Source organism: Cellulomonas composti (assembly GCF_007990245.1).
GTDB classification, from domain to species: domain Bacteria; phylum Actinomycetota; class Actinomycetes; order Actinomycetales; family Cellulomonadaceae; genus Cellulomonas; species Cellulomonas composti.
Genome location: NZ_BJWG01000013.1, coordinates 94,169 through 117,736, shown reverse-complemented (window position 1 = coordinate 117,736; position 23,568 = coordinate 94,169). Strand labels below are relative to the sequence as shown.

Sequence of the window (23,568 nt, the reverse complement as noted above, 5' to 3'; positions counted from 1 at the left end):
CCTACCCTCGCTCTCCGTGGGCTACCCGAGCAGCTCCGGGTACGTCGCGTCGTCCCCGGTCGCCTCCAGCACGTGCTCCGCGAGGAACGCCACGACGGTCTGGTACCAGACGATCGCGTGCTGCGGCGCGAGCACCCAGTGGTTCTCGTCCGGGAAGTAGAGGAAGCGGTGCGGCGTGCGCCCCGTCTCGTCCGCGGGCAGGCCGGAGCGCGACAGCAGCTCGTACCAGAGGCGCAGTCCCTCGCCGATCGGCACCCGGTAGTCGCGGTCGCCGTGGACGACGAGCATCGGCGTGACGATCTGCTCGACGTGCCGGTGCGGCGAGTTGTCGTGCGCCATCTCGCTCGTCATCTCGCGCTGCCAGTAGAACGCCGCGTCCGTGGTCGGGCCGAACTGGTCGAGCGCCCACAGGCTCGCGTGCGTGACGATCGCCCGGAACCGGTCGGTGTGGCCGGCCACCCAGTTGGCCATGTAGCCGCCGAACGAGCCGCCCATCGCGGCCGTGCGGGTCTCGTCGATGTCCGCACGCGCCTCGACCTCGTCGGTGATGCGCATGAGGTCCGTGTACGGCGCGGCGCCCCACGCACCCCAGCCGGCCTGCACGAAGTCCTGGCCGTAGCCGGTCGACAGCGCCGGGTCAGGCAGCAGCACCGCATACCCTCGCGCGACGAGCAGCCACGGGTTCCACCGCCAGGACCAGGCGTTCCACGAGCCCAGCGGCCCGCCGTGGATCCACAGCAGCAGCGGTGCGGGCTCGGCGGCGCTCGCCCCATGCGGCAGCGCGAGCCAGGCACGCACGCGCCGACCGTCGGCGGCGATCGTGTCGACCTCCTCGAGGCGGCCCGGCAGCTCCGGCAGCGGGACGGGCGAGCGCAGCGCGACCGCCTCGACCGGCAGCGCGCCGGTCAGGTCGATCCGCACCGGGTGGGCCGGCGCCAGGTAGGACGCCCGCAGCGCGTAGGCCGTGGTGCCGTCGGGCGCGACGCGCACGTCGGTGAACGCCGCGTCGTCGGACGTCACGCGCGTGACGCGGTCCTCGCCGCCGTCGGTCGCCAGGTCGATCCGCCACACGGGCGCGCGCCCGTCGTCGTCGGCGGTCACCAGCAGCCCCGACGAGTCCGGCAGCCAGACCGGCCCGCCCGGCCACCGGTCCCAGCCCGCGGCGATCGCCCGAGCCTCGCCGCCCGCCACCGGCACGAGCAGCAGGCTCACGCGCGGCGCGTCGAACGGCGTCGAGATCGTCTCGCGGCTGACGACGACCCACCGGCCGTCGGGAGAGATGCGCGGGTCGTACACGTCCGCGTCCGGGTCGTCGACGAGCGGGTGCCGCTCGCCGCTCGCCACGTCGATCGCGACGACGATGCCGCGCTGGTCACCGCCTGCGGCGGGCACCGTCCAGCCCGCGACGATCGTCGTGCCGTCCGGGCTGACCACGGCGGACTGCTCGACGAGCGAGCGGCCCGCGTCCGGTGTCAGGTCACGCAGCGCGACCCGCTCGTCGAGCGGCGTTGCGGGCGCCGGCTCGACCGCCGCCTTCTCGTCGGACGCCTGCTGCCCCGTCGTCGCGGTCGGGTCGGCGGCCTTCCGCGCGGGCGGCTCGGAGGTGAACGTGCCGACGAATAGGTGCGGCGCGTCCGGGCCGAGGTCATGGTCCCAGTAGCGGACGGGGTAGCCGGTGTGCAGGATCGCGCCGACCTTCTTGTCCTTGCGCGCCTTGCGCAGCTTCTCGTCGTGCTCCTCGTCGCGCGCGGTCGCGAGCACGTCACCCGAGACCAGCACGACGTCGGCGTCGAGTGCCGCGCCCGGCGCGCCGATCCCGCCGCGGCGGGACGCGACGACGCGGGCCTCGGCGCCGTCGGCGGGCAGCAGCCACAGCGCGCCCGGCGCGTCGTCGTCGGGCTCCGCGGCGTCCGGATCGGGACGGGCGGACGTGAACAGCAGGTCGCCGGAGCGCGTGAACGCGGCGCCGCCCTCGGACTTGGCGGACCGCGTCAGGCGGCGCGGCGGACGCTCGCCGACGGGGTCGACCTCCCACAACGCCGTGCGGTAGCGCGTGCCCTTCGGGTCGAGCGTGCTGACGGCCGTCACGAGGCGCGTCCCGTCGGGCGAGAGCACCAGCCCGGACAGGCGCGGCAGCGCGACGTACTGCTCGAGGTCACCGATGACGAATCCCATGCCCCGGTCCTATCACGAGCGACCGACACCCACCGCGCGTACAGGCCCGGCCTGTCGGGCCGGCAACCGTGGGCGCAGGGATGGATGCAGGTCTCGGCGGGTGGACCCCGCGACTCCTGCACCCATCGCTGCATCGACGGGCTTGGCGGGCGCCGCAGCCCACCTTGCCGGGGCCGGCAGCCGTCGGTGGGTGCGCGGGTCGTCGGGGCTGGCGGGTGTGGGTGTAGGGATGGGTGCAGGGATGGGTGCAGGTCTCGGCGGGTGGACCCCACGAGTCCTGCACCCATCGCTGCATCGACGAGTTGGCGGGCGCCGCGGGGCGCCTAGCCGGGGCCGGCACCGTCGGTGGGTGCGTGGGTCGTCGGGGCTGGCGGGTGTGGGTGCAGGGATGGGTGCAGGTCTCGGCGGGTGGACCCCGCAAGTCCTGCACCCATCGCTGCATCGACGGGCTTGGCGGGCGCCGCGGCCCGCCTTGCCGGGGCCGGCAGCCGTCGGTGGGTGCGCGGGTCGTCGGGGCTGGCGGGTGTGGGTGCAGGGATGGGTGCAGGTCTCGGCGGGTGGACCCCACGAGTCCTGCACCCATCGCTGCATCGACGAGTTGGCGGGCGCCGCGGGGCGCCTAGCCGGGGCCGGCACCGTCGGTGGGTGCGTGGGTCGTCGGGGCTGGCGGGTGTGGGTGCAGGGATGGGTGCAGGTCTCGGCGGGTGGACCCCACGATCTCTGCACCCATCGCTGCATCGACGGGCTTGACGGGCGCCGCAGCGCGCCTTGCCGGGGCCGGCAGCCGTCGGTGGATGCGCGGCTCGTCGGGGCTGGCAGGCGTGGGTGCAGGGGTGGGTGCAGGGGTGGGTGCAGGGGTGGATGCAGGGGTGGATGCAGGTCTTGGCGGGTGGGCCCCGCGAGATCTGCAGCCATCGCTGCTTCGACGGGTCAGTCGCGGCGGTCCAGGTCCGCGAGCATGCGGTTGTACTCGTCGAGCTCGGCGTCGCCGTCGCGGTCTACCCGCCGGTCGCGGTTGCGTGCGGTGCGCTCGTCGTCGCGCGCCCACGAGATCGCCAGGGCGATCGCGAGCGCGAGCGTCGGGATCTCACCGATCCCCCACGTGATCGCGCCGCCGGTCTGCTGGTCCGCGATCGCGGACGGCCCCCACGGCCGGCCCATCAGCCCGAACCAGTCGGCGACGAACAGCTGCTCGGTGGACACCAGCGCGACGCCGAAGAACGCGTGGAACGCCATCGTCGCGAACAGCAGGAGCAGCCGCTGCGGGTAGGGCGGGCGACGCGGCCCGGGGTCGATCCCGATCAGGGCGTTGACGAACAGGTACCCGACGAGCGAGAAGTGCACGACCATGAACAGGTGCCCCACCGGGCTGCGCAGCGACCACTCGAACAGCCCCGTGTAGTAGAACGCGATCATCGAGCCGACGAAGTTCGCGGCCGCGACCAGCGGGTGCGCGAAGAACTGGCCGACGTGGCTGTGCACCAGCACGAGGATCCACTCGCGCGGGCCGCGCGAGACGTCGCCCGCGAGCGCGGCGGAGCGCACCGGCAGCGCGCGCAGCGCGAGCGTGACGGGCGCGGCGAGCACGAGGAAGATCGGCACGACCATCGCGAGCACCATGTGCTGCACCATGTGCGCGCTGAACAGGATGTGCCCGTACGTCGCGGCGCCGCCGTTCGTCGCCCAGCCGAACAGCAGCAGACCCGCGGTCCACGACGCGGTCCGTGCCCACGGCCAACGGTCGCCGCGCCGCGCGAGGCGCAGCGCCCACCGCCAGTACACGACGATCCCCGCGACGACCGCCGCGGCGAGCAGCACGTCCCAGCGCCACTCGGTGAGCCAGCGCACCGGCGTGAGCGGCGGCGGCAGCGGGTGGCCGGTGATCTGGTAGGCGGGCGACTGGTCGACGGGCGGCACGTCCGGCACGGGCGGCGCGCTGGCCCCGAGCGCGACCGCGACACCGGACACCGCGCCCATGACCAGCAGCTCGACGAGCACGAGCCGCCAGAACAGCCCCGTGACCCGCGGCGCCCCGGCCATCGCGCGCAGCGTGCGGCGCCGGTGCAGCAGGCCGAGCCCCGCGAGCGCCGCGGTGAACGCGATCTTGGCGAGCACCAGCAGCCCGTACCGCGTGGTCAGGTCCGACCACGACGACAGCCGCACGACGCTGTTGACGACGCCGGACGCCGCCACCGCCGCGAGGCACCAGCCCGCGATCACGGAGTACCGCGCGGCGGAGGGCACCAGGTCCGCGCCGAGCCGGCCCACCAGCACGGCGAGCGCCGCGAGCGCCCCGACCCAGACGGCCGCCCCGACCAGGTGCAGCACCATCGAGGACATCGCGAGCGCGTGCCCGGCCGCGCCCGCGACGTGCCCGAGCTGCGCCTGCTGCCACAGCGCGACGAGCGCGAGCGCCGCGGTCCAGGCCGCGCCCGTGGGCGTCCGCGAGAGCGCCGCGCCGACCGTGACGAGCGCCGCGACGAGGGCGGCCGTCGCGAGCGTGCGGCCCATCTCGATGTCGGAGACGAACAGCCAGAGCTGGTCGCCGAACGTCGGCGCGTCGAGCGGCTGGCCCGCGACGTTCGCGTAGGTCAGCACGAGGTGCAGCACCGAGAGCAGCGTCCAGGCGGCGGCCGCGCCGGCGGCCACGACGAGCGAGCGCGGGTAGGCCCGGCCGTCGGCGACCGGCACGCCCCGCCGCGTGCGCGCGGCGGTCTCGTCGGACCCGGCCCGACGAGGCAGCACGGCGACCGCCAGCACCAGCGCGCCCACCGTGAGCGCGCCCGCGAGCTCGGTGAGCGTCGCCGCGACCGGCAGACCCCAGCGCACCGCAGCACCCGGGTCGCGCAGCAACGCGGTGGTCGCGGCGCCCGTGAACCAGACGCCCGCGACCACGGCCGCGACCCCCGCGACGACGAGCGCGACGACGAACCACGCGGGCCGACGCGCGCGCGTCGTCGGGCCGGCGGCTGCGGGCTCGACGGTCGCGGGCGCGGCGGGTGCAGTCATCAGCGGTTGCGCCGCCGCACGAGGTAGAGGGTCAGCGCGCCGCCGCCGAGCAGCACCGCGAAGATCCCGACGAGCAGGCCCGCGGGGGCGCCGGGGGTGTCGTCGACGAGGATCAAGCCGTCGTCCGACGGGCTCGGGCTCGGGTTCGGGCTAGTCGCCTCGGCCGGCGTCGTGACGGCCGCGGTGGGCTCCTCGGAGCCGGCGGTGGTCGGTTCGCTCGTCGGGCTGGGCTCGCTCGTCGGCGACGACGTGGGCGTGCCGGACGCGTCGGCGGCCATGAACGAGAAGTCGCCGCTGGTCGCGTGCCCGTCGGAGGAGGTGATCTGCCAGGCCACGGTGTACGGGCCGGCGGGCAGGTCGCCGGTGACGGCCTGCACGACCGACGTGCCGTCGATCACGGGCGCGCCGGTGCTCACGACGGTGCCGTCCGGCGACGTCACGCGGACCTCGGTGCCGAGCGCGACGGGCGTCTCGCTGAACGTCAGCGTGACGTGGTCGGGCGCCATCGGGACCGTCGAGCCGTCGGCCGGGTCGGTCGAGACGAGCTGGTCGTGCGCGAGCGCTGCGGACGGCACGAGCGTCGCGAGCAACGCGAGCACGCCGACGACGAGAGAGCGCTTCAGGAGATCACGGCGACGTGACACGACGGACATGCCGCCCAGCATGACGCACGCGGCGAACGAGCCCGAAACGTCGTCCGCCGGGTGATCGTCGGCCCGTTGCCGCCCCGCCGGAGCATGTGACGGGGAACACGGCGAGGACCGCCGGTGTTGGGGGCTGCAGCATCACTGCGCCCTGCCAGCCCGTCCGCCGCCGAGAGGTGTCCATGTCGCAGGATTCAGAGAGCACGCCCACCGGCGTCCGGGCCCCCACCCACCGAGAGATCGTGACGATCCTCGGCGGGCTGATGATCGGCATGTTCCTCGCCGCGCTCGACCAGACGATCGTCGCGACGTCGATGCGCACGATCGGCGACGACCTGCACGGCCTGTCGCTGCAGGCGTGGGTGACCACGGCGTACCTGCTCACCGCGACGATCTCGACCCCCCTGTACGGCAAGCTCTCCGACCTGTACGGCCGCAAGCCGCTCTACCTCGTCGCGATCTCACTGTTCGTGTTCGGCTCGTTGCTGTCCGGCACCGCCGACTCGATGTACCAGCTCGCGGTCTACCGCGGCATCCAGGGCCTGGGCGCGGGCGGTCTGATGGCGCTGGCGATCACGATCCTCGGCGACCTCGTCGCGCCGCGCGAGCGCGCCCGCTACCAGGCGTACTTCCTCGCGGTGTTCGGCACCTCGTCGGTGCTGGGCCCGGTCATCGGCGGGTTCTTCGCGGGGGCCGAGTCGATCCTCGGGATCGACGGCTGGCGGTGGGTGTTCCTCATCAACGTGCCGCTGGGCCTGCTCGGCATCGTCGTGATCGCGCGCGTGCTGCACCTGCCCCCGCTGCGCCGCGTGGAGCACCGGATCGACTGGCAGGGCGCGCTCGCGCTCGTCGTCGCGCTGGTGCCGCTCCTCGTCGTCGCAGAGCAGGGCCGCGGCTGGGGCTGGACCGCGCAGCACTCGGTGCTGTGCTACCTCGTCGGGGCGTTCGGGATCGTCGCGTTCCTGCTCGCGGAGCGCGCCGCCGGCAAGGACGCGATCCTGCCGCTGCACCTGTTCCGCAACCGGACGTTCAGCGTGGGCGCAGGCGCCAACACCGTGATCGGTCTCGGCATGTTCGGGGGCCTCGCGGTGCTGCCGCTGTATCTGCAGATCGTCAAGGGCCAGACGCCCACGCAGGCGGGCCTCACGCTCATCCCGTTCACCGTCGGGATCATGAGCGGCTCGATCATCGCCGGCCAGACCACCTCGCGCACCGGCCGCTACAAGATGTTCCCCGTCGCCGGGACGGTGCTCATGGCGATCGGCGCGCTGCTGTTCTCGAACCTCGACGTCGACACCCCGCTCGGGCAGATCTTCGCGATCTCCATCGTCTTCGGGCTCGGCCTCGGCTTCACGATGCAGCCGCTCGTCCTCGCGGTGCAGAACGCCGTGCCCGTGCAGGACATGGGCGTGGCGACCTCGTCGTCGCTGTTCTTCCGGCAGATGGGCGGGACGCTGGGCACCGCGATCTTCCTGTCGATCCTGTTCTCGACCGTCGTCGGCAACATCGGGCGCGCGTTCGAGAAGGCCGCGACGACGCCCGAGTTCCAGGCGACGCTCAAGGACCCCGCGGTGCTCAACGACCCCGCGAACGCGCCCGTGCTGCACGCGCTGCAGACAGATACGCCGGTGTCGATCGAGAACTCGTCGTTCATCGCGAACCTCGACGAGCGCCTCGCGCACCCGATCCTCGAGGGGTTCGCCGCCTCGGTGGACCTGGTGCTGCTCGTGACCGTGTTCATCATGGCGGTCGGCGTGCTGCTGACGGTGCTGCTCCCCGAGCTGCCGCTGCGCGACGTCTCGGGCATCCAGGGGCGTCTCGACGACGAAGCGGCGGCCGACGCGGCGCTCGCCACAGGATCCGACGAGCACGGCACCGACGAGCACGGCACCGACGTGCGCGCGGCGGCGGGCGTGACGGCGGTCGGCGCGACGAGCGCGCTGCAGGCCGGCCTGGACGCCGACCGGCGACGCGCCGACGACGACCCGCCCGGTCCAGCCGGTTCTCATGCAGCTCCCATGAACGGCCACTAGCGTCGCGGTCGGGCACCCGCCCGCCCTGCCGTCAGCACCCCCGGAGGACGCCATGTCGCAGGACGTCAGCACGCAGCTCCGCCCGGCCGTCCCCGCGGCCCACCCGCACTCGGCCGACCCGCAGTCCGCGCACGCGTGCGCGTGCGGCATCGACCGGCGCCAGCTGCTGACCCGCGCCGGCGGCGTCGGCCTGGGCGTCGCCGCGGTCGCGGTGCTCGCGGCGTGCGGGGCAGGGTCCGACGAACCGCCCGCGGCGACCGCCGGCGCCGACGGCTCGCTGGCCAAGCTCGCCGACATCCCCGTCGGCGGCGCCCTGCTCGTCACCGACACGACGGGCGCCAAGATCCTCCTCGTCCAGGAGACCGCCGGCACGGTGACGGGCCTGACGTCGGTCTGCACGCACCAGGGCTGCACCGTGGCCCCCGGCAACGGCGAGCTCGACTGCCCGTGCCACGGCTCGAGGTTCGACCTGAGCGGCAACCCGATCTCCGGCCCCGCCAAGGAGCCGCTCGCCGCGGTCGCCGTCCACGTCGACGGCGACGCCGTCTTCTCCGGTCAGGCCTGAGCCGTGGAACGGGGACCTGCCTGGCCGGCACGGCTGCTCGCCGCGCTCGCGGTCGCGACCTCCGGCGTCGTGCACCTGTACCTCGTGCTCGGCGAGGACTACGGCGGCGGCGACGGCAACTGGCTGCGCTACGCGTTCCTCGCCCAGGGCATCGGCGGCATCGTCCTCGCCGTCCTGCTGCTCACCTGGCGCAGCGTCCTACCCCTGCTCGGCGCGATCGCCTTCGGCGCGTCGACCCTCGCCGGCTTCCTGCTCGCCGTCTACCTGCCCGACGGCCTGCTCGGCGTCCACAGCGCCTGGGGCGGCTGGGCCGAGACGGTCTCGGCCATCACCGAGGCCCTGGCCGTGGCAGCCGGCCTCTGGGCTCTCCTCCTGGAACGCCGCCGCGCCTGATCTCTCACCTGACCTGAATCGGGTCGGAAGACGTCGAGCACGGACGGTGAGACCCCACGTGGTTCACGCGAGGTGGGGACCACCGCGCGCGAGCAGCTCAACCGCGGGCGAAGTCGACGAGCGCCGCGAGCGCCGCAGCGTCGTCCGGAACGGCGTCGAGGCGACGCAACGCTGACAGGTAGGCCGTCCGGTCGGGGGTCATGCGCTGCAGGTCGCCACCGCCCCAGGTGAACAACGGGTGTCCCATCGAGCGTGCAAGCACGTCGACGTACGCGCGTGCGTGGCGGCCGTTGCCGTTCGGGAACGGGTGGATCTGCACGAGGCGGTGATGGACCTTGCACAGCGCCTCGTCCGGCGTGAGCCAGGTGGTCGCGGGCGCGCACCAGAGGCGCGCGTCGTCGACGAGATCACGCACTGCGACGGCGATGCCCGACGGGTCGATGCCGATGTTGCGCTCGGTGCGCCGGTAGGCGCCGGCCCACTCCCACACTGCGCCGAACATCCGCCGGTGCAGGTCGCGCACGAACTGGTCGTCGAGCACGCGCTCCAGGCCGGGTCGACGCCCGCGCAACAACGGGGCCAGCCCGGAGGCGACGCCCCGCTGCTCGACGAGGTTCAGCTCCGCGCGGGTGGCGACCCAGTCCGCCAGCAGTCCCGTCCGCTCGTCCTCGTCGAGCGGCGTCGCACCGTCCGGCTCGCTCACGGCTCGTCGCGCCAGAGGTCCCGGCCGGCGAGCAGCACGCGGGCGCGTTCGCTGCGCAGCAGCTCGAGATCGTCGGAGTGCACGCGCTGGTCCTCGAGCGCCATGGTGTTGTCGACGCGACGCACCTGGGCTGCCGCCACGTCTCGGGCGCGCGCCTCGGCGAACTCGGTCAAGGACGTGCGCGGCACGAACGCGTAGACGAGGTCGCAGCCGAGGGCGTCCGCCGCACGCTGCAAGGTCTCGAGGCGCACGGTCGCGGCCCGCTCGCTCGCCTCGAGCTTGCGCACCGCGACGGGGGTCACGCCGAGCCGGCGGGCGAGGTCGGTGGTGGACATCGCCAGCGCGGTCCGCACAGCCCGCACCCAGCCGCCCGCAGGACGCGCGACCGGCGACGGGTCACGCTGGAGCGGCGCGACCCGGTTGTCGATCGCACGACGGATCATCTCGGAGTCGGACACCTGTAGGTTCCTTCTTTCGTTGCGCAACGTAACCTAGAGGTTAGCCTAGGATCGGGCCGACGGATACCTTGCGGTATCTCTGACATCTCACGCAGAGGGGCTCGCCGAGCCGGGGCAAAGTGGATCCGGGCCGTCCGGCCCGGGTTCCATCTCACAGATGGACGGGACTCCTAGCGAAGGAGCTCGGATCTCAGCTCGGGGTAGGGGTCGACGGGAGCGGGAGTCGGGCCGAGTGCGGCGCGGACCTCGGCGAGCCGGGGACCCGCGACGTAGTGCCGGCCCTTGGTCTCACCGACCGGACGGAGCAGTCCGTGGTCGCTCAGCGCCTTGAGGTCCCTCGTCGCGGTGCGGGCGTCGAGGCCGGTCTGCTGGACGTACACGGGGCGGCGCAGTCGAAAGCCGAGCGTCGCGGTGTACAGCGCGTCGGTCACACGGTCGGGCAGCCCGTTCGTCGTGACGAGGTCGTCGAGGATCTCGTAGGTCCGCTGCGCGCGTCCCCATCGGCTGCGGACCGTCTGCGCCTGCAGGTGGTGGGCGCGCAGGTTGAAGCTCACCCACAGGTGCGCGTCGCTCTCGGGAGCCCACCGTCCCTGCCCGGTCGCGGCGAGCGCGCGGTAGTAGTCCTCGGTGTTCGCTCCGAGCCACTCCTCGATGCTGGCGAACTCCGGCTCGGCGACGCCGTTGCGCGCCAGGACCAGGGTCTGCAGCGCGCGCGCCATGCGCCCGTTGCCGTCCCGGAACGGGTGGACCATGACCAGGTTGAGGTGAGCCATGGCGGCACGCACCACCGGGTCGTCGCCGTCGTGCCGGGCCAGGTCGTCGACAAGCTCGGACACGAGGGCGGGCACGTCGTCGGGCGCCGGCCCGGTGTAGACGACCTGCTCGGTCCGCTCGTCGTGCACGTAGATCTCGCGTTCGCGGTACTGACCCGGGGTCTTGCTCAGGTCGTGCGACAGCATCATGAAGTGCATGCCGCGGATCGCGGAGCCGTCGAGCCGGAAGTGCGGGTCCTTCGCCATGGCGAGGACGTAGCCCAGCGCCTGGCGGTAGCCGCGGATCTCCGCGAACGTCCGCCGGTCGGCGCTGAGCGGCTCGTCGTCGTCGAGAGCGGCGTCGGCGTCGTCCAGCTCCACCCGGTACCCCTCGATGCTGTTCGAGCCCTGAATGGCTCGCGCGAGGGCGGTGCGGCGCAGCCGACCGGTCCACCGCCGGGGCACGCGGAGGAAGTCCGCGAGCTCGGAGCGCATCGCGGAGATCTCGTCGAGGACGTGAAGGTCCTGCAGGTCGAGGTCGGGGTGGTCGTACAGCATGGGACCAATGTCTCTATCGTGGCGACACAGACCGGGCCGGTCCGTCATTGTCTCAAGAATAGAGACATCGGACAGAGGCACCCTGCCGGAGCCTCGCCGGCCTTGACCGACGTCACGGAAGGCAGCGCCGGGGTCAGCCCCAGACCAGGCCGTGGGCCGGGTCGGCGAGGATCTTGGCGACGTCGGCCAGGACGCGTGCACCGAGCTCGCCGTCGACCAGGCGGTGGTCGAAGCTGAGCGCGAGCTGCGTGACGTGGCGGACCTTGATCTTGCCCTTGTGCACCCACGGCTGCTGCCGGATCGCGCCGAACGCCAGGATCGCGGCCTCGCCGGGGTTGAGGATCGGCGTGCCGGTGTCGATCCCGAACACCCCGACGTTGGTGATCGTGATCGTGCCGTCGGCCATGTCGGTCGGCGAGGTCTTGCCGGCGCGGGCGGTCGAGGTCAGGTCGCCGAGCGCCTGCGCGAGCTCGCGCAGGCCCATGCGGTGGGCGTCCTTGATGTTGGGCACGACGAGCCCGCGGGGGGTCGCCGCCGCGATGCCGAGGTTGATGTAGTGCTTGTAGACGATCTCCTGCGTCGGCTCGTCCCACGCGGCGTTGATCTCGGGATGGCGGCGTACCGCGAGCATGAGCGCCTTGGCGGCGATGAGCAGGGGCGTGACGCGCACGTCCGCGAACTCGCGGTCGGCGCGCAGGGTCTCGACGAGGCGCATCGTGCGGGTCACGTCGAGCGTGTGGAACACGGTGACGTGCGGGGCGGTGAACGCGCTCGCGACCATCGCCTCGGCGGTGCGCTTGCGCACCGACTTCACGGGCACCCTCGTCTGACGCCCGTCGGCCGAGACGGTGCCCGACGCGAGCCACGGCTGGTCGTCGCCGGCGTAGGTCGCGAGCGTGCGGGCCTCGGCCTGCGCGGCCTGCGCGAGCACGTCCTCGCGCGTGACGATGCCGCCGGGGCCGGTCGGGCTCACCGAGTCCAGGTCCACGCCCAGCTCGCGGGCGAGCTTGCGCACCGGCGGCTTCGCCATCGCGTGGCCGCCGCCGGGGCGGGTGTCCGCGGTGCGCTCCGCGGCGGTCGCGCCGGGGGCATGCGCGCGCGCACGGCGTTCGGTCGCGTCCGCCAGGCCGTACCCGACGAGCACGGGCTCGCGGGCCGCCGTCTCCCGGGCGGCCTCCACCTCGTCGGCGCCGCCGGGCTCGACGCCGCGGTGCCGCTCCGCACCGCCGACCCGGTGCACCGAGCCGGTGGTCACGGGGACCTCGTCGGGCAGGTCGGCACCCTCGTCGGACGAGGACGTGGACGCGGACGACGAAGGCGAGGACGCGGGCGTCTCGTCGGAGGCCTCGGCAGGAGCGGGGGCGGCGGGGGCCTCACCGTCCGGGTCGGTGTCGATCTCGATGATCGGCGTGCCGACCTCGACGGTCTGGCCGGGCTCGACGAGCAGGCGCGCGACGACGCCGGCCCACGGGCAGGGCAGGTCGACCAGCGACTTCGCGGTCTCGATCTCGACGATCGTCTGGTTCACCTCGACGCGGTCGCCGACCGCGACGTGCCACTCGACGATCTCGGCCTCGGTGAGGCCCTCCCCCGCGTCGGGGAGCGGGAACTGCTGGAACGTGGGCACGGTCTCTCCGGAGGTCGGGCGGGCGACGGGGCGACGGGGTCGGCGGGTCGGCGCGGCGTCAGAATGCCAGCGAGCGCTGCACGGCGTCGAGCAACCGGTCCAGGCCGGGCAGGTAGTCGTGCTCGATCTTGGCGACCGGGTAGGGCGCGTGGAACCCGCCGACCCGCAGCACGGGAGCCTGCAGGTGGTAGAAGCACTCCTCGGTGATCCGCGCGGCGACCTCGGCCCCCGTCCCGTGCACCACGGGCGCCTCGTGCACGACGATGCAGCGGCCCGTGCGCCGCACGGACGCGGCGATCGTCTCGGTGTCGAGCGGCGAGACCGAGCGCAGGTCGATCACCTCGAGGCTGGTGCCCTCGGCGGCGGCCGCGTCGGCGGCCTTGAGCGCGGTCGTGACCGTCGGACCGTACGCGACGACCGTGACGTCGGTGCCGGGGCGCGCGATGCGGGCACGGTCCAGGCCCGTCGGCGCCGCGCCGTGCGGCGCGAGGGTCACGGTGTCGAGGTCGACGTCGGCCTTGTCCCAGTAGCGGCCCTTGGGCTCGAAGAAGATCACGGGGTCCGGCGAGGCGACGGCCTGCTGGATCATCGCGTACGCCTCGGCCGGGTTCGACGGGCTGACCACGCGCAGGCCCGCGGTGTGCGCGAACAGCACCTCGGGTGACTCGCTGTGGTGCTCGATCGCGCCGATCGCCCCGCCGTAGGGGATGCGGATCACGACGGGCAGGCTGAGGCGGCCTCGCGAGCGGTAGTGCATCTTGGCGAGCTGCGTGGTGATCTGGTCGAACGCCGGGAAGACGAAGCCGTCGAACTGGATCTCGACGACCGGCCGGTAGCCGCGCAGCGCCAGGCCGATCGCGGTCCCGACGATGCCCGACTCCGCGAGCGGCGTGTCCACGACGCGGTCCTCGCCGAACTCGGCGAGCAGCCCGTCCGTCACGCGGAACACCCCGCCGAGGCGGCCGATGTCCTCGCCCATGAGCAGGACCTTGTCGTCGTCCGCGAGCGCGCGGCGCAGCCCGAGGTTCAGGGCCTTGGCGAACGTGAGGCGCTGGGTGCCCGTGGGCTCGGCGGGGTGCGCCGGCACCAGCGGCGTCGCGCCCGCGAGCGTGACCGCCTCCGACGACTCGCTCGTCGTGCCGCCCAGCACCCGCGCGAAGTCCGCCGACGAGGTGCCGTGCGACCGGCTCACGCCGCCGGGCTCCCGCACGAAGGGTGCGTGCGTCGTCGTGGTCATCGGGGGCTCCCCTCGGCGCGGTCCAGGAAGGAGGACTCGTAGGACTCGAACCACGCCCGCTCCGCCTCGACGGTCGCGTGCGGCGTGGCGTAGACGTGCTCGAACATCGACGCGGCCGAGGGCCGGCCCATCGCACGGACCTGCGTGCGCACGTGCTCGCCGAGCGCGTCCGCCTCCGCCGTGAGCGACGCGACGAACTCGTCGGGCAGCGCACCGCGTGCGACGAGGTAGGTGCGCAGCCGGTCGATCGGGTCGCGGCGCCGCCACAGCGCCTCCTGCTCGGCGGCCCGGTAGCGCGTCGGGTCGTCGGACGTCGTGTGGGCGCCCATGCGGTAGGTGAACGCCTCGACGAACGTGGGACCGCCGCCGGTGCGCGCGCGCTCGAGCGCCTGCGCCGTCACGGCGTAGGACGCGAGCACGTCGTTGCCGTCCACGCGCACGGCGGGGATGCCGAAGCCGGGGGCGCGTGCCGCGAGCGGGACGCGCGCCTGGCGCGTCGTCGGCTCCGAGATCGCCCACTGGTTGTTCTGGCAGAACAGCACGAGCGGCGCCTGGTTCACACCGGCGAACACGAGCGACTCGCTCACGTCGCCCTGCGCGGTCGCGCCGTCGCCGAAGTACGCGATCACCGCGGTGTCCCGCTCGGGGTCGCCGGTGCCCACCGCGCCGTCGCGCTGCACGCCCATCGCGTAGCCCGTCGCATGCAGCGTGTGCGAACCGATGACCAGCGTGTACAGGTGGAAGCCGTGGCTCGTCGGGTCCCAGCCGCCGTGGTCGACGCCGCGGAACAGCCGCAGCAGGTCGGTGAGCTCGAGGCCCCGCACGTGCGCGACGCCGTGCTCGCGGTAGCTGGGGAAGACGTGGTCCTGCGGGCGCAGCGCGCGGCCCGAGCCGACCTGCGCGGCCTCCTGGCCGAGCGACTGCGCGAACAGCGCGAGCTCGCCCTGGCGCTGCAACGCGGTGGCCTCGGTGTCGAAGCGACGCACGAGCACCATGTCGCGCAGCATCTGCCGCAGGTCCTCGTCGGACAGGTGCGCGACGTACCGGTCGTACTCCGGGTGCGCGACGCGCTCGCCGTCCGGCGTGAGCAGCTGGACCAGGCCGCCGTCGGACAGCGGGCCTGACGAGGAGTGGGCCGCGGCCCGTCCGTCCGTGGTGGGGACGGGGGCCGCGGCCGGCCCGCCGGGGGTGGCGGCGGGGGACTGGGGTGCGGTGCTGACAGCTGTGCGGGGCGCGTCGGCGGGGGTGCCGGTCTGGCTCACGCGCTGCTCCTTCGCGTGCGGCGGCTCGGGTGCCGCTCGGGGGGGACGACGGGTCGTCGCCGCTAACCTACGACACCGTAGCCTACGCTTCCGTAGGTTAGGCGCAACCCCCCTGCTCAGCGGGCCGTCCCGCGGCGGTCCCGCCCGGCGCTCAGCGCAGCCAGTCCGCCGCGACCTCGAGCAGGATGTCGGTCGCCTCGGGCTCGCCGACGCTCACCCGCACGCCGTCGCCGGCGAACGGCCGCACCACGACGCCGGCACGCGCGCACCGCTCCGCGAACGTCGTCGCGTGGTCCCCCAGCGCGAGCCAGACGAAGTTCGCCTCGCTGTCCGGCACCGTCCACCCCTGCCCGCGCAGCCCCGCCAGCATCCGCGTCCGCTCGGCCACGATCGCGTCGACCCGTGCGAGCAGCTGGTCGCGTGCGCGCAGCGACGCCAGCGCGGCGTGCTGCGCGAGGTGCGAGACGCCGAACGGCGTCGACGCCAGCCGGATCCCCGCCGCGAGCCGCGGGCGCGCCACCGCGTACCCCACGCGCAGCCCCGCCAGCCCGTACGCCTTGGAGAAGGTCCGCAGCAGCACGACGTTCGGGTTGGCGGCGAACGTCGCGAGCCCGTCGGCCGCGTCCGCGTCGCGCACGAACTCCACGTACGCCTCGTCGAGCACGACGAGCACGTGCTCGGGAACCGCGACGAGGAACTCCTCGAGCTCGTCGGCGCGCACGGCCGGCCCCGTCGGGTTGTTCGGCGTGCAGACGAGCACGACGCGCGTGCGCTCGGTGACGGCCGCCGCCATGGCGACCAGGTCGAGCCGGCCGTCCTCGCCCACCGGCACCCGCACGCCGACCGCGCCCGCGAGTGCCACCGCGATCGGATACGCCTCGAACGAGCGCCAGGGCACGACGACCTCGTCGCCCGGTTCGCAGAACGCCGTCAGCACGTGACCCAGCACCGCCACCGAGCCGGTCCCGACGACCACACCCGCGGGATCGACGCCGAGCGACGCCCCGATGGCCTCCGTGAGCTCCGTGGCAAACATGTCCGGGTAGCGGTTCACGTCCTCCGCGGCGTCCATGATCGCCGCGACCACCGCGGGCAGCGGCGGGTAGGGGTTCTCGTTCGACGAGAGCTTGAACGCCGCCGCCCCGACCGGGGAGCGTGCGCCCGGGACGTAGGCGGGCAGGTCGGCCAGGTCACGGCGCACCACGGGTCGGCTCACGCGCCAAGGATGCCCTACCGCGGCCGGACCGGTGCGCCGCGCGGTCAGCCGGCCGTCGCGAGCACCCGCGCCACCGCGTCGAACGCCGGCTTCGGCCGGTACGTCGCGGCCCAGATCAGAGCGCACCCTCGTCGGGAAGCACGCTCGTGCGCCGCCCGTCAGTCGGCGCGGATCGCCGTGGCGGGTGCCGTACGGGCGGCCCGGATCGCCGGGTGCAGGGTGCCGGTGATAGCCACGGTCAGGCCGATCGCAGGGCCGAGGACGACGAGCCAGGGGGTGAGCACCACGTCCCACTGGTTGACGGCGGCGACGGTGGTCCTGCTCATCGGTCTCGTCCGCGGCTGCGTCCTGCTGAGGCGTCGCGGGCGCCGGCTCCGCGTTCACGTAAGGCACCTTCGCGGGCGCCTCCTGGGCCGCACGGGCGTAGAGCGCCGCGACGGCAACCGAGGTGCCCGGGCCGTACTCGCCGTCGATTCGGCCCCGGTACAGGCCCAGGTCGGCGAGCGATCGTTGCACCGCCTCCACGTCAGGACCCGTCATGCCCGGCTCGAGATCGCGGTACATCGGGATCTCGAGCACGAGGCCGAACAACGGGCGCCCGGAGACCGCCGCCACCATGCCACCCGGGACCAACGACGCACCCGGTTCGACGCCCCGCGCGGTCACCACGGCCCGCGCCTCGGACGTGACCGGGACGGGGATCTGCAGCGTGCCGCCCAGTGAGAGGCTGCCCTTCGCGTTCGCGGTCGAGACCACGAAGTCCCGCTCAGCCACCGCGGTGGTGGTCCACGGGCTCTGCGCTGCGTCCCGGGCCGCATCCGCGAACGGTGACCGCACCAGCCCGCCGGCGACGTACGCCCCCAGGCCCACGACCAACGTGGTCACGACCCAGACCACCAGCCACCGGTGCCCCCCGCCCCTGGCTCATGAGGAGTGGTGCGCCCAGTAGTCCGCCACCGCGGCCCGCTGCTCGGCGACCTCGGCCGCACGGTCGTCCAGCTCGGCCTGGTACTTCAGGTAGACGGGAGCCTCGTACTCCGCCACCAGGTCCATCATCCGGTTGGCCGCGTCGATCGTCGCCTTGCACTCGACTGCGATCAGCGCCAACGTGATCTGCTGCTCGTTGATCGCGTACTCCGCGCCCTCGACGCCAAGCTTGTTGTCATACCCGCGCGTCTGCGGGTCGACACCCTGCAGCCCGGAGGCCTCCAGGCAGGACGCGAAGTCGTCCTCGATGGCGTCCATGCGCGGGTCCTCGAACGCGCGCAGCTCCGCTTGTCGAAAGTCCTCATCCCAGGGGCCGCGGTAGGCGGCGGCCCCCCCATCGACGAGCTTCTGCCACTTCACGACCTCCGGGTCCTTCGCGCAGGCCTCGTCAGCGACCTTGAACGCCTCCGTCTTCCGAGCGTTCTTCGTGGCCGCGAGCCGCTCGCTCAGCGATTCCACCTCCGACTGAGCCGCCGCCCGGTCCGCATCGCTCATCACCGAGTTCTCAACACCGTTGAGCAGCATGTCCGCCGGCGAGGTGGGCGTCGTGAACGCGAACTGCTCGGCGTCCTCAACGCGCCACACACCCACGTACGAATGGTTCTTCATGACCTCCTGAGCCGGCCGCCACCGCATCTGGTCACCCTCGTAGCCGTTCGCCCGATAACACGCAACCCGCGCATGCTCCACCACGTCCAAGAGGTTGTTGTCATCGAAGAAGCTTGGCGTGAAGCGGAACGACCCACGGGCCACCTCACCCGTCTCCGTATCGACGATCGGAGCGATCCTCTCCGGGAAATCTGCGATCGGGTCCAGACTGGGCTCACCACCACTGGTGCAGCCACCCGACAGGGCGATGACCAGCACCACGCCCACCATGACCGCGCCTCGCACACGCAGCATCGAGAACTCCCTCCGCAGGGCCGTGGGGGACGGCGGGGCCGATCGCCACGCCGTCCCCGCAGGGTTTGAGATCAGCAGTACGAGATGTACAGGTTCGAACTGATCCGGTCGTCCCAGTCCTGAGCGTGGTACGGACCGGCGCCGCCGCCCTCGTACGACAGGTCGCCGTCGGAGTTCACGCCGGAGCCCTGGCCCCGATCGAAGAACAACTCACCGTGCGCTGCCTATCCAGCGGCACGGCGATCGCGCTACCGAGGCACATCCTGCCCCCGATCATGCGCGCATGATCAGCACTCGTCCGTTCCTGCATTTTTGTGAGGAACTGGCCTCCGCGGCCTTCGGCACCGGTTCGAGATCAAATCGGCGTGCCAAGCGGGGCGATACGGGACATGAGTCTGCGTCTGACCATTGGTCACATCTCCCCCTGATTTGTCGGCATTCACCAACGGGCTCAAACTAGTGAGGCAGGTAGTGGCGCTCTCAGGACCTTCGTCCTGCACTGCCCGGGGTGAGGCGGCGCCCTCTCGACTCCGCCGAACCGACCTCCTCCTCGGCCTGGCACCTGCGGGGTCGCCAAAAGGGGCGCACCGGGACCGACGACGCGGCCCGCGCGCCGGACGTGACAGGCGAGGCCGCGCCAGTCGGCGGTCGGCTGCTCACTGCTCGACTGCTCACTGCTCGACTGCTCACTGCCGACCCGTCACTGCCGCGTCGGCCGACCGGCGCCGAGCGCCTCGACCACCGCGTCGAACGCCGGCTTCGGCCGGTACGCCGCATCCCAGATCAGCGGCGCACCTTCGTCGGGAAACACGCTCGGCACCCAGGAGTACCGGTCCGTAATCCCCCACGTGGTGACGCCCCGGCAGCGCTCGACCTCCAGGCACGCCGAGAACACCGCCCCGAAGTCGTCGGCCTGACGTCGCAGGTCACCGTCCGACGCCGGCGTCGGGACGCGGACGTCGAGCTCGGTGATCCGCACGTCCACGCCCAGCGCCGCGAACCGCTCGAGGTTCTCGACGAGGTCGCCCGGCACCCCGCCCACCGGCAGGTGCCCCTGGAACCCGACGCAGTCGATCGGCACGCCCCGCGCCCGGAAGTCCGCCACCATCGCGTAGACCGCGTCCGACTTCGGGCCGATCCACTCGAGGTTGTAGTCGTTGTAGCAGAGGTCGACGTCGGGGTCGGCCGCCCGTGCCGTCCGGAACGCGTCCTCGACGTAGCCGTCGCCGAGCACCTGCTGGAACACCGAGTCGCCGCGCCGCGAGCCGTCGTCGTCGAACGCCTCGTTCACCACGTCCCACGCGATCACCCGACCGCGCCAGTGCGCCGCCTGCGTGCGGACGTGGTCCTCCATCGCGGTGCGCAGCGCGTCCTCGTCGAGCGACTTCACCCACGCCGGCAACGCCTCGTGCCAGACCAGGTTGTGCCCGTACACCTTCTTGTCCGTCGCCTCGGCGTAGCGCACCACGTCGTCGCCGGGCCCGAACTCGAACCGGCCGTCGTCGGGTTCGGTGGTCTCCCACTTCATGACGTTCTCCGCGGCGACGAGGTCGTACTGCGTCGCCGCGATCCGTGCGTACTCCTGGTCGCCGAGGCGTACCGGGTCGATCGCGAAGCCCACGTCACGCCCCGCAGCCTTGCCGAGCGCGGCCAGCGACTGCTCGTCGGCGCCGCCCGGGGACGCGGACGCCGCGGTCTCGCTCGGCACGCTCGTCGTCGGCCCCGCCGTGCACCCGACGAGACCGCATGCGGCCACCCCGGCGACGAGCACCACCCGCGCACCCACCCGCGCCCTGCGCGGCGCGGACGGGGTGGTGGCTGGCAGGATCGGTGCCATGACCTTCTTCGTCCGGGTGCTCGTCAACGGCTTCGCGATCTGGCTCGCGGCGGCGATCCTGTCCGGGTTCGACATCGTCGGCGGCGACACCACGTGGGAGCGTATCGGCATCGTCCTGGTCGTCGCGGTGATCTTCGGGATCGTCAACGCGGTGGTCAAGCCGATCGTGCAGTTCCTGTCGATCCCGCTCTACATCCTCACGCTCGGGCTGTTCACGCTGATCGTCAACGCGCTCATGCTGCTGCTCACCGAGTGGCTCACCGACTTCGTGGGCTGGGGCATCTGGATCGACGGCTTCTGGGACGCCGTGTGGGCCGCGCTGCTCATCTCGCTGTTCAGCTTCGGCCTCTCGCTCCTCATCCCGGACCGCCACCTGGACTAGGAGCCCACTGAGCGAGCCGCCACCGGACTCGACCTGCACCCTGGCGGTGTACGGACAAGACCCGTACACTACCCAGCGTGGCGACGAAGACCCGACGCATGGAGCAGCGCATCGACGAGGACACGGACGTCCTGCTGTCGAAGGCGGCCGCGCTCACGCACGAGAGCGTGTCGGCGTTCGTGGTGCGTTCCGCGCGGGACGAGGCCGCGCGGGTGCTCGCCCGGAGCGACCTCACGATGATGCCGGCCGCGCAGTTCGACGAGATGCTCGCGGCGCTGGACGCCGCGCCGCGCCGCATCCCGGCACTGGCCGACGCGACCGCGAACCGGCGCGTGTTCACGCACGAGTGAGCGCGCCCGAGTTCGTCATCCGGGAGCCCCTGGAGCTCGACGGGGATCTCGGGTCGTTCAGCTGCGGCAACGCCGCACTCGACACCCTGAGCGAGACCGCGGTGCGTGCCCACAAGGCCGGGGCGGCGCGGGTGCGCCTGCTGCGGGACCTGGGCACGCATGCACTCGCTGGGTACTACGCCCTCTGCCCGACGGAGGTTCGCCGGGACGAGCTGCCGCTGTCGTCGAAGGTGCGTGGTGGTGCCTCGACCGTGCCCGGGTTCATGCTCGCGAAGCTCGCCATCGCGACCGGGGCGCAGGGCCGCGGGCTGGGCCGCGACCTGCTCCTCGATGCGCTCGAGCACATCTGCGACGCGTCCGACCTCGCAGGGGGCCGCATCATCGTGGTCGACCCGATCGACGACGCGGCGGCGTCGTTCTACGCGAAGTACGGATTCCAGCGCGTCGCGGAGCACACCCGCATGTTCATGCTCGTGCAGGACGCGCGTCACTCGCTCGTCCTGGACTGAAAGCCTGCCGCCGTTCTCAAGCGCGCCCCGTCGCGACCGCCCTGGGCAGGACGAACGGCAGTACCGGCGCCGCATCGGTACCTACTCGTGGCGGGCGCGGCCCAGGACGAGGGCGGCCGCCAGGGCGGCGCCGGCGAGGGCGACGACGCGGACAGCGTCGCCCGTCTCGAGGCCGGTTCCGCGCAGCGCGAGCGCGACGGCGGCGAGCACCTGCGCACCGGCCTGCACGACGACGAACCCGCGCAACGAACCGGTGAGCACCGCGACCTCCACGCGCGCCGACCTCGTGAGCTGGGCGGCGATGACGCCGAGCTGCACCGCGAGGTGCCCGAGCAGGACGATCGCGAGCACGATCCCCGCGGGCGCCGGACCGTCCACCAGCAGACGCACGCCCACCAGCGCCAGCGCGACCGCCGGGACGTTCCACCACGGCACGACGATCGCGGCCAGGCCGGCCACGAGGACGACGATCACGGCGACCGGCGACAGCGGCGCGTCGTCGAGCCAGCCGACGAGCAGCAGCGCCGCGGTCACGAGCGCGGTGGCGACCAGGACCGTCCAGCCGGGCACGCTGCGGCCGGTCTCGACCTCGACCTCCGTCTCGACGGGGCTCCGGCGGCGCGCGCCCGGACGCACGGGCCGTCGACGGGTGAACGCGCTGGTCAGGGTGCTCATCGCGCCGGCACCCCCGCCCCGGGCCGGCGTCGGGCGCGGCGCGCCAGCGCGGTCAGCGCGACCTGCGGGGAGTCGCGCCAGGTCACCAGGTCGACGTCCGACTCGGCGAGCGTGGCGAGCCGGTCCTCGCGCTCCATCCGCACGACGCGCAGCGCGAGCACCTCACGCGCGAGCAGGTGGCGGGTGCGCACCGGCGGCAGCACGTCCACGGCGACCACGCGGTGCCCCGTGCGCCGCCACTCGATCGCGGCGCGCACCGCGACGTCGTCCAGGAACGTCGAGAACACCATGACCAACGCGCCCGACGGCAGCTGCGGTGCGCGCACGCGCGTCGTCGGCTCACCCTCGGGACGCGACAGCGCCAGCGCGGTCCGGATCCGGTCGAGCTGGCGCCGGCCGCCGCCGGGCGGCAGGGGACGGCGCCACGCGCCGAGGTCGTCGAGCCCCACCCGGTCGCCGAGCGCCAGGAACCCCTGCGCCGCGGACGTCGCGGCCTGCCGGGCCAGGTCGAGCGACGTCGCGTCGCTCGCGAGCGGCTGCAGCGAGCCGCGCCAGGTCGTCGGGTCCGGGCCCACGTCGTCGCGCGAGTCGACGACGAGCATGACCGCGGCCTCGGCGAGCGCGTGCTCGCGACGGACGTAGAGCTCGGCGAGGTCCGGCGAGCGGCGGGCCGTCACGCGCCAGTCGATGCGGCGCAGCCGGTCGCCCGTCGCGTACGGGTGCACGTCGCGCAGGCCGCCGCCCTCGCCCGGGCGGCGCGACTCGTGACCGCCCGACAGGCCGCGCAGCCGCGGGGGCAGCGGGAGCTCGTCGAGCCGCACGGGGGCGGGCAGCACGAGCGCGTGCGCCGTCGCCTCCGGCACCTCGGTGCTCACCGACGCGAACCCCGGTCCGACCCCGAGCGCCTCGACCTGGGCGACCTCCTGCGGGCCCGTGCGCACCGTGTGCACGACGACGGGCAGGAGGCGCGACCCGGCCACGCGCACGACCACGTCCGGCGAGGACCGGCCGGATCGCCGCGCGGCCAGGACGACCGCGGCGGTCCCCGCGGGGGCCGTGACCTCGAGCGCCGAGCGGATCGTGCCCGGCTCCGGACGCTGGTCGGCGTCCGGCCGCAGCCGCACCGCGACGTCACCGGACGGCCGGCGGGTCCAGTCCCACAGCGCCGCGACGAGCGGCGCGACCCCGAGCACCGCGACGTCCGGCCGGCCCCCGAGCGCGCCGACGACGAGCAGCAGCGCGCCGACGACCGCGCCGACCGCCGCCAGCCGCGTGCGGGCCCAGGACGTCATC

General features: G+C 73.5%; 21 protein-coding genes and 1 pseudogene. 6 read left to right on the top strand and 16 right to left on the bottom strand.

All coding sequences use genetic code 11. The features are described 5' to 3' along the window. Positions 1–21: 21 nt before the first annotated feature. The 3 genes from CCO02nite_RS13535 to CCO02nite_RS13520 form a co-directional block, all read right to left on the bottom strand. Complete coding sequence (locus CCO02nite_RS13535) at positions 22–2,175, bottom strand: S9 family peptidase (RefSeq protein WP_146843696.1); 2,154 nt, start codon at positions 2,173–2,175, stop codon at positions 22–24. 930 nt (positions 2,176–3,105) lie between these two features. Further along, positions 3,106–5,184, bottom strand: coding sequence for a bifunctional copper resistance protein CopD/cytochrome c oxidase assembly protein (locus tag CCO02nite_RS13525; RefSeq protein ID WP_146843694.1), 2,079 nt, complete (start codon positions 5,182–5,184; stop codon positions 3,106–3,108). Continuing rightward, positions 5,184–5,837 (bottom strand): copper resistance CopC family protein, encoded by a 654-nt coding sequence (locus CCO02nite_RS13520; RefSeq protein ID WP_186812703.1) that lies wholly within the window; start codon positions 5,835–5,837, stop codon positions 5,184–5,186. Before CCO02nite_RS13520 ends, CCO02nite_RS13525 begins: the two co-directional genes overlap by 1 nt. Before the next feature lie 173 nt (positions 5,838–6,010). On the opposite strand from CCO02nite_RS13520, the gene CCO02nite_RS13515 reads away from it, so the two are divergent. From CCO02nite_RS13515 to CCO02nite_RS13505, 3 genes are read left to right on the top strand one after another with little or no spacing between them, the layout of a single operon-like run. After that, positions 6,011–7,861: an MDR family MFS transporter gene (locus CCO02nite_RS13515; RefSeq protein ID WP_146843691.1), complete on the top strand. Its 1,851-nt coding sequence runs from the start codon at positions 6,011–6,013 to the stop codon at positions 7,859–7,861. 52 nt (positions 7,862–7,913) lie between these two features. After that, positions 7,914–8,426, top strand: a complete 513-nt coding sequence (locus tag CCO02nite_RS13510) for a QcrA and Rieske domain-containing protein (protein ID WP_146843689.1) — start codon at positions 7,914–7,916, stop codon at positions 8,424–8,426. Between the two features lie 3 nt (positions 8,427–8,429). Beyond that, positions 8,430–8,819, top strand: coding sequence for a hypothetical protein (locus CCO02nite_RS13505; protein ID WP_146843688.1), 390 nt, complete (start codon positions 8,430–8,432; stop codon positions 8,817–8,819). A gap of 97 nt (positions 8,820–8,916) precedes the next feature. Here CCO02nite_RS13505 and CCO02nite_RS13500 read toward each other — a convergent pair whose 3' ends face one another. The 11 genes and pseudogenes from CCO02nite_RS13500 to CCO02nite_RS13460 form a co-directional block, all read right to left on the bottom strand. After that, positions 8,917–9,522, bottom strand: coding sequence for a mobile mystery protein B (locus tag CCO02nite_RS13500; protein ID WP_146843686.1), 606 nt, complete (start codon positions 9,520–9,522; stop codon positions 8,917–8,919). Further along, on the bottom strand, positions 9,519–9,980 hold the full coding sequence (locus CCO02nite_RS13495; protein ID WP_146843685.1) for a mobile mystery protein A: 462 nt from the start codon (positions 9,978–9,980) through the stop codon (positions 9,519–9,521). The genes CCO02nite_RS13500 and CCO02nite_RS13495 overlap by 4 nt, the downstream gene beginning before the upstream one ends. 170 nt (positions 9,981–10,150) lie before the next feature. Beyond that, positions 10,151–11,290 carry a Fic family protein gene (locus CCO02nite_RS13490; protein ID WP_146843684.1) on the bottom strand — a complete coding sequence of 380 codons (1,140 nt, stop codon included), beginning with the start codon at positions 11,288–11,290 and terminating at the stop codon, positions 10,151–10,153. A 133-nt stretch (positions 11,291–11,423) separates the two neighbouring features. Continuing rightward, a complete protein-coding gene (locus tag CCO02nite_RS13485) occupies positions 11,424–12,917 on the bottom strand; it encodes a dihydrolipoamide acetyltransferase family protein (RefSeq protein ID WP_146843682.1) in 1,494 nt (497 codons plus the stop codon). Positions 12,918–12,975: 58 nt separating this feature from the next. Then, the gene (locus CCO02nite_RS13480; RefSeq protein ID WP_222593208.1) at positions 12,976–14,154 is read right to left on the bottom strand and encodes an alpha-ketoacid dehydrogenase subunit beta; all 1,179 of its coding nucleotides are present in this window, start codon (positions 14,152–14,154) and stop codon (positions 12,976–12,978) included. After that, positions 14,151–15,269, bottom strand: a complete 1,119-nt coding sequence (gene pdhA / locus CCO02nite_RS13475) for a pyruvate dehydrogenase (acetyl-transferring) E1 component subunit alpha (protein ID WP_246117553.1) — start codon at positions 15,267–15,269, stop codon at positions 14,151–14,153. The genes CCO02nite_RS13480 and pdhA overlap by 4 nt, the downstream gene beginning before the upstream one ends. Positions 15,270–15,567: 298 nt before the next feature. After that, complete coding sequence (gene hisC, locus CCO02nite_RS16135; protein WP_246117549.1) at positions 15,568–16,632, bottom strand: histidinol-phosphate transaminase; 1,065 nt, start codon at positions 16,630–16,632, stop codon at positions 15,568–15,570. A 158-nt stretch (positions 16,633–16,790) separates the two neighbouring features. Further along, positions 16,791–16,958, bottom strand: coding sequence for a hypothetical protein (locus CCO02nite_RS16130; RefSeq protein ID WP_246117548.1), 168 nt, complete (start codon positions 16,956–16,958; stop codon positions 16,791–16,793). A 115-nt stretch (positions 16,959–17,073) separates the two neighbouring features. After that, positions 17,074–17,172, bottom strand: a pseudogene (locus tag CCO02nite_RS16375) (peptidoglycan-binding domain-containing protein); the annotation flags it as partial. 384 nt (positions 17,173–17,556) lie between these two features. Continuing rightward, complete coding sequence (locus tag CCO02nite_RS13465; protein WP_146843678.1) at positions 17,557–18,522, bottom strand: hypothetical protein; 966 nt, start codon at positions 18,520–18,522, stop codon at positions 17,557–17,559. Positions 18,523–19,222: 700 nt separating this feature from the next. Further along, positions 19,223–20,359, bottom strand: a complete 1,137-nt coding sequence (locus CCO02nite_RS13460; protein ID WP_186812702.1) for a glycoside hydrolase family 10 protein — start codon at positions 20,357–20,359, stop codon at positions 19,223–19,225. Here CCO02nite_RS13460 and CCO02nite_RS13455 point away from each other — a divergent pair. From CCO02nite_RS13455 to CCO02nite_RS13445, 3 genes are all read left to right on the top strand, one after another. Continuing rightward, positions 20,358–20,741: a phage holin family protein gene (locus CCO02nite_RS13455; RefSeq protein ID WP_146843675.1), complete on the top strand. Its 384-nt coding sequence runs from the start codon at positions 20,358–20,360 to the stop codon at positions 20,739–20,741. The two genes, CCO02nite_RS13460 and CCO02nite_RS13455, sit on opposite strands and share 2 nt — an antisense overlap. Before the next feature lie 77 nt (positions 20,742–20,818). Further along, entirely contained in the window at positions 20,819–21,091 is a 273-nt protein-coding gene (locus tag CCO02nite_RS13450) for a type II toxin-antitoxin system TacA family antitoxin (protein WP_146843674.1), read from the top strand. Then, complete coding sequence (locus tag CCO02nite_RS13445) at positions 21,088–21,600, top strand: GNAT family N-acetyltransferase (protein WP_146843672.1); 513 nt, start codon at positions 21,088–21,090, stop codon at positions 21,598–21,600. Before CCO02nite_RS13450 ends, CCO02nite_RS13445 begins: the two co-directional genes overlap by 4 nt. An 81-nt stretch (positions 21,601–21,681) precedes the next feature. On the opposite strand, the gene CCO02nite_RS13440 is transcribed toward CCO02nite_RS13445, so the two are convergent. Together CCO02nite_RS13440 and CCO02nite_RS13435 are read right to left on the bottom strand one after the other, a co-directional pair. Next, positions 21,682–22,275 (bottom strand): hypothetical protein, encoded by a 594-nt coding sequence (locus CCO02nite_RS13440; RefSeq protein ID WP_146843671.1) that lies wholly within the window; start codon positions 22,273–22,275, stop codon positions 21,682–21,684. Beyond that, positions 22,272–23,567 carry a DUF58 domain-containing protein gene (locus CCO02nite_RS13435; RefSeq protein WP_146843669.1) on the bottom strand — a complete coding sequence of 432 codons (1,296 nt, stop codon included), beginning with the start codon at positions 23,565–23,567 and terminating at the stop codon, positions 22,272–22,274. The genes CCO02nite_RS13440 and CCO02nite_RS13435 overlap by 4 nt, the downstream gene beginning before the upstream one ends. Between the last annotated feature and the right edge of the window lies 1 nt (position 23,568).

Coding starts and splice junctions, on each gene's coding strand:
- CCO02nite_RS13535 (WP_146843696.1), bottom strand. CDS start 2,175: ATGGGATTCGTCATCGGTGACCTCGAGCAGTACGTCGCGCTGCCGCGC.
- CCO02nite_RS13465 (WP_146843678.1), bottom strand. CDS start 18,522: ATGCTGCGTGTGCGAGGCGCGGTCATGGTGGGCGTGGTGCTGGTCATC.
- CCO02nite_RS13520 (WP_186812703.1), bottom strand. CDS start 5,837: ATGTCCGTCGTGTCACGTCGCCGTGATCTCCTGAAGCGCTCTCTCGTC.
- CCO02nite_RS13440 (WP_146843671.1), bottom strand. CDS start 22,275: ATGAGCACCCTGACCAGCGCGTTCACCCGTCGACGGCCCGTGCGTCCG.
- CCO02nite_RS13515 (WP_146843691.1), top strand. CDS start 6,011: ATGTCGCAGGATTCAGAGAGCACGCCCACCGGCGTCCGGGCCCCCACC.
- CCO02nite_RS13490 (WP_146843684.1), bottom strand. CDS start 11,290: ATGCTGTACGACCACCCCGACCTCGACCTGCAGGACCTTCACGTCCTC.
- CCO02nite_RS13510 (WP_146843689.1), top strand. CDS start 7,914: ATGTCGCAGGACGTCAGCACGCAGCTCCGCCCGGCCGTCCCCGCGGCC.
- CCO02nite_RS16130 (WP_246117548.1), bottom strand. CDS start 16,958: ATGAGCAGGACCACCGTCGCCGCCGTCAACCAGTGGGACGTGGTGCTC.
- CCO02nite_RS13480 (WP_222593208.1), bottom strand. CDS start 14,154: ATGACCACGACGACGCACGCACCCTTCGTGCGGGAGCCCGGCGGCGTG.
- CCO02nite_RS13435 (WP_146843669.1), bottom strand. CDS start 23,567: ATGACGTCCTGGGCCCGCACGCGGCTGGCGGCGGTCGGCGCGGTCGTC.
- CCO02nite_RS13455 (WP_146843675.1), top strand. CDS start 20,358: ATGACCTTCTTCGTCCGGGTGCTCGTCAACGGCTTCGCGATCTGGCTC.
- CCO02nite_RS13460 (WP_186812702.1), bottom strand. CDS start 20,359: ATGGCACCGATCCTGCCAGCCACCACCCCGTCCGCGCCGCGCAGGGCG.
- CCO02nite_RS13525 (WP_146843694.1), bottom strand. CDS start 5,184: ATGACTGCACCCGCCGCGCCCGCGACCGTCGAGCCCGCAGCCGCCGGC.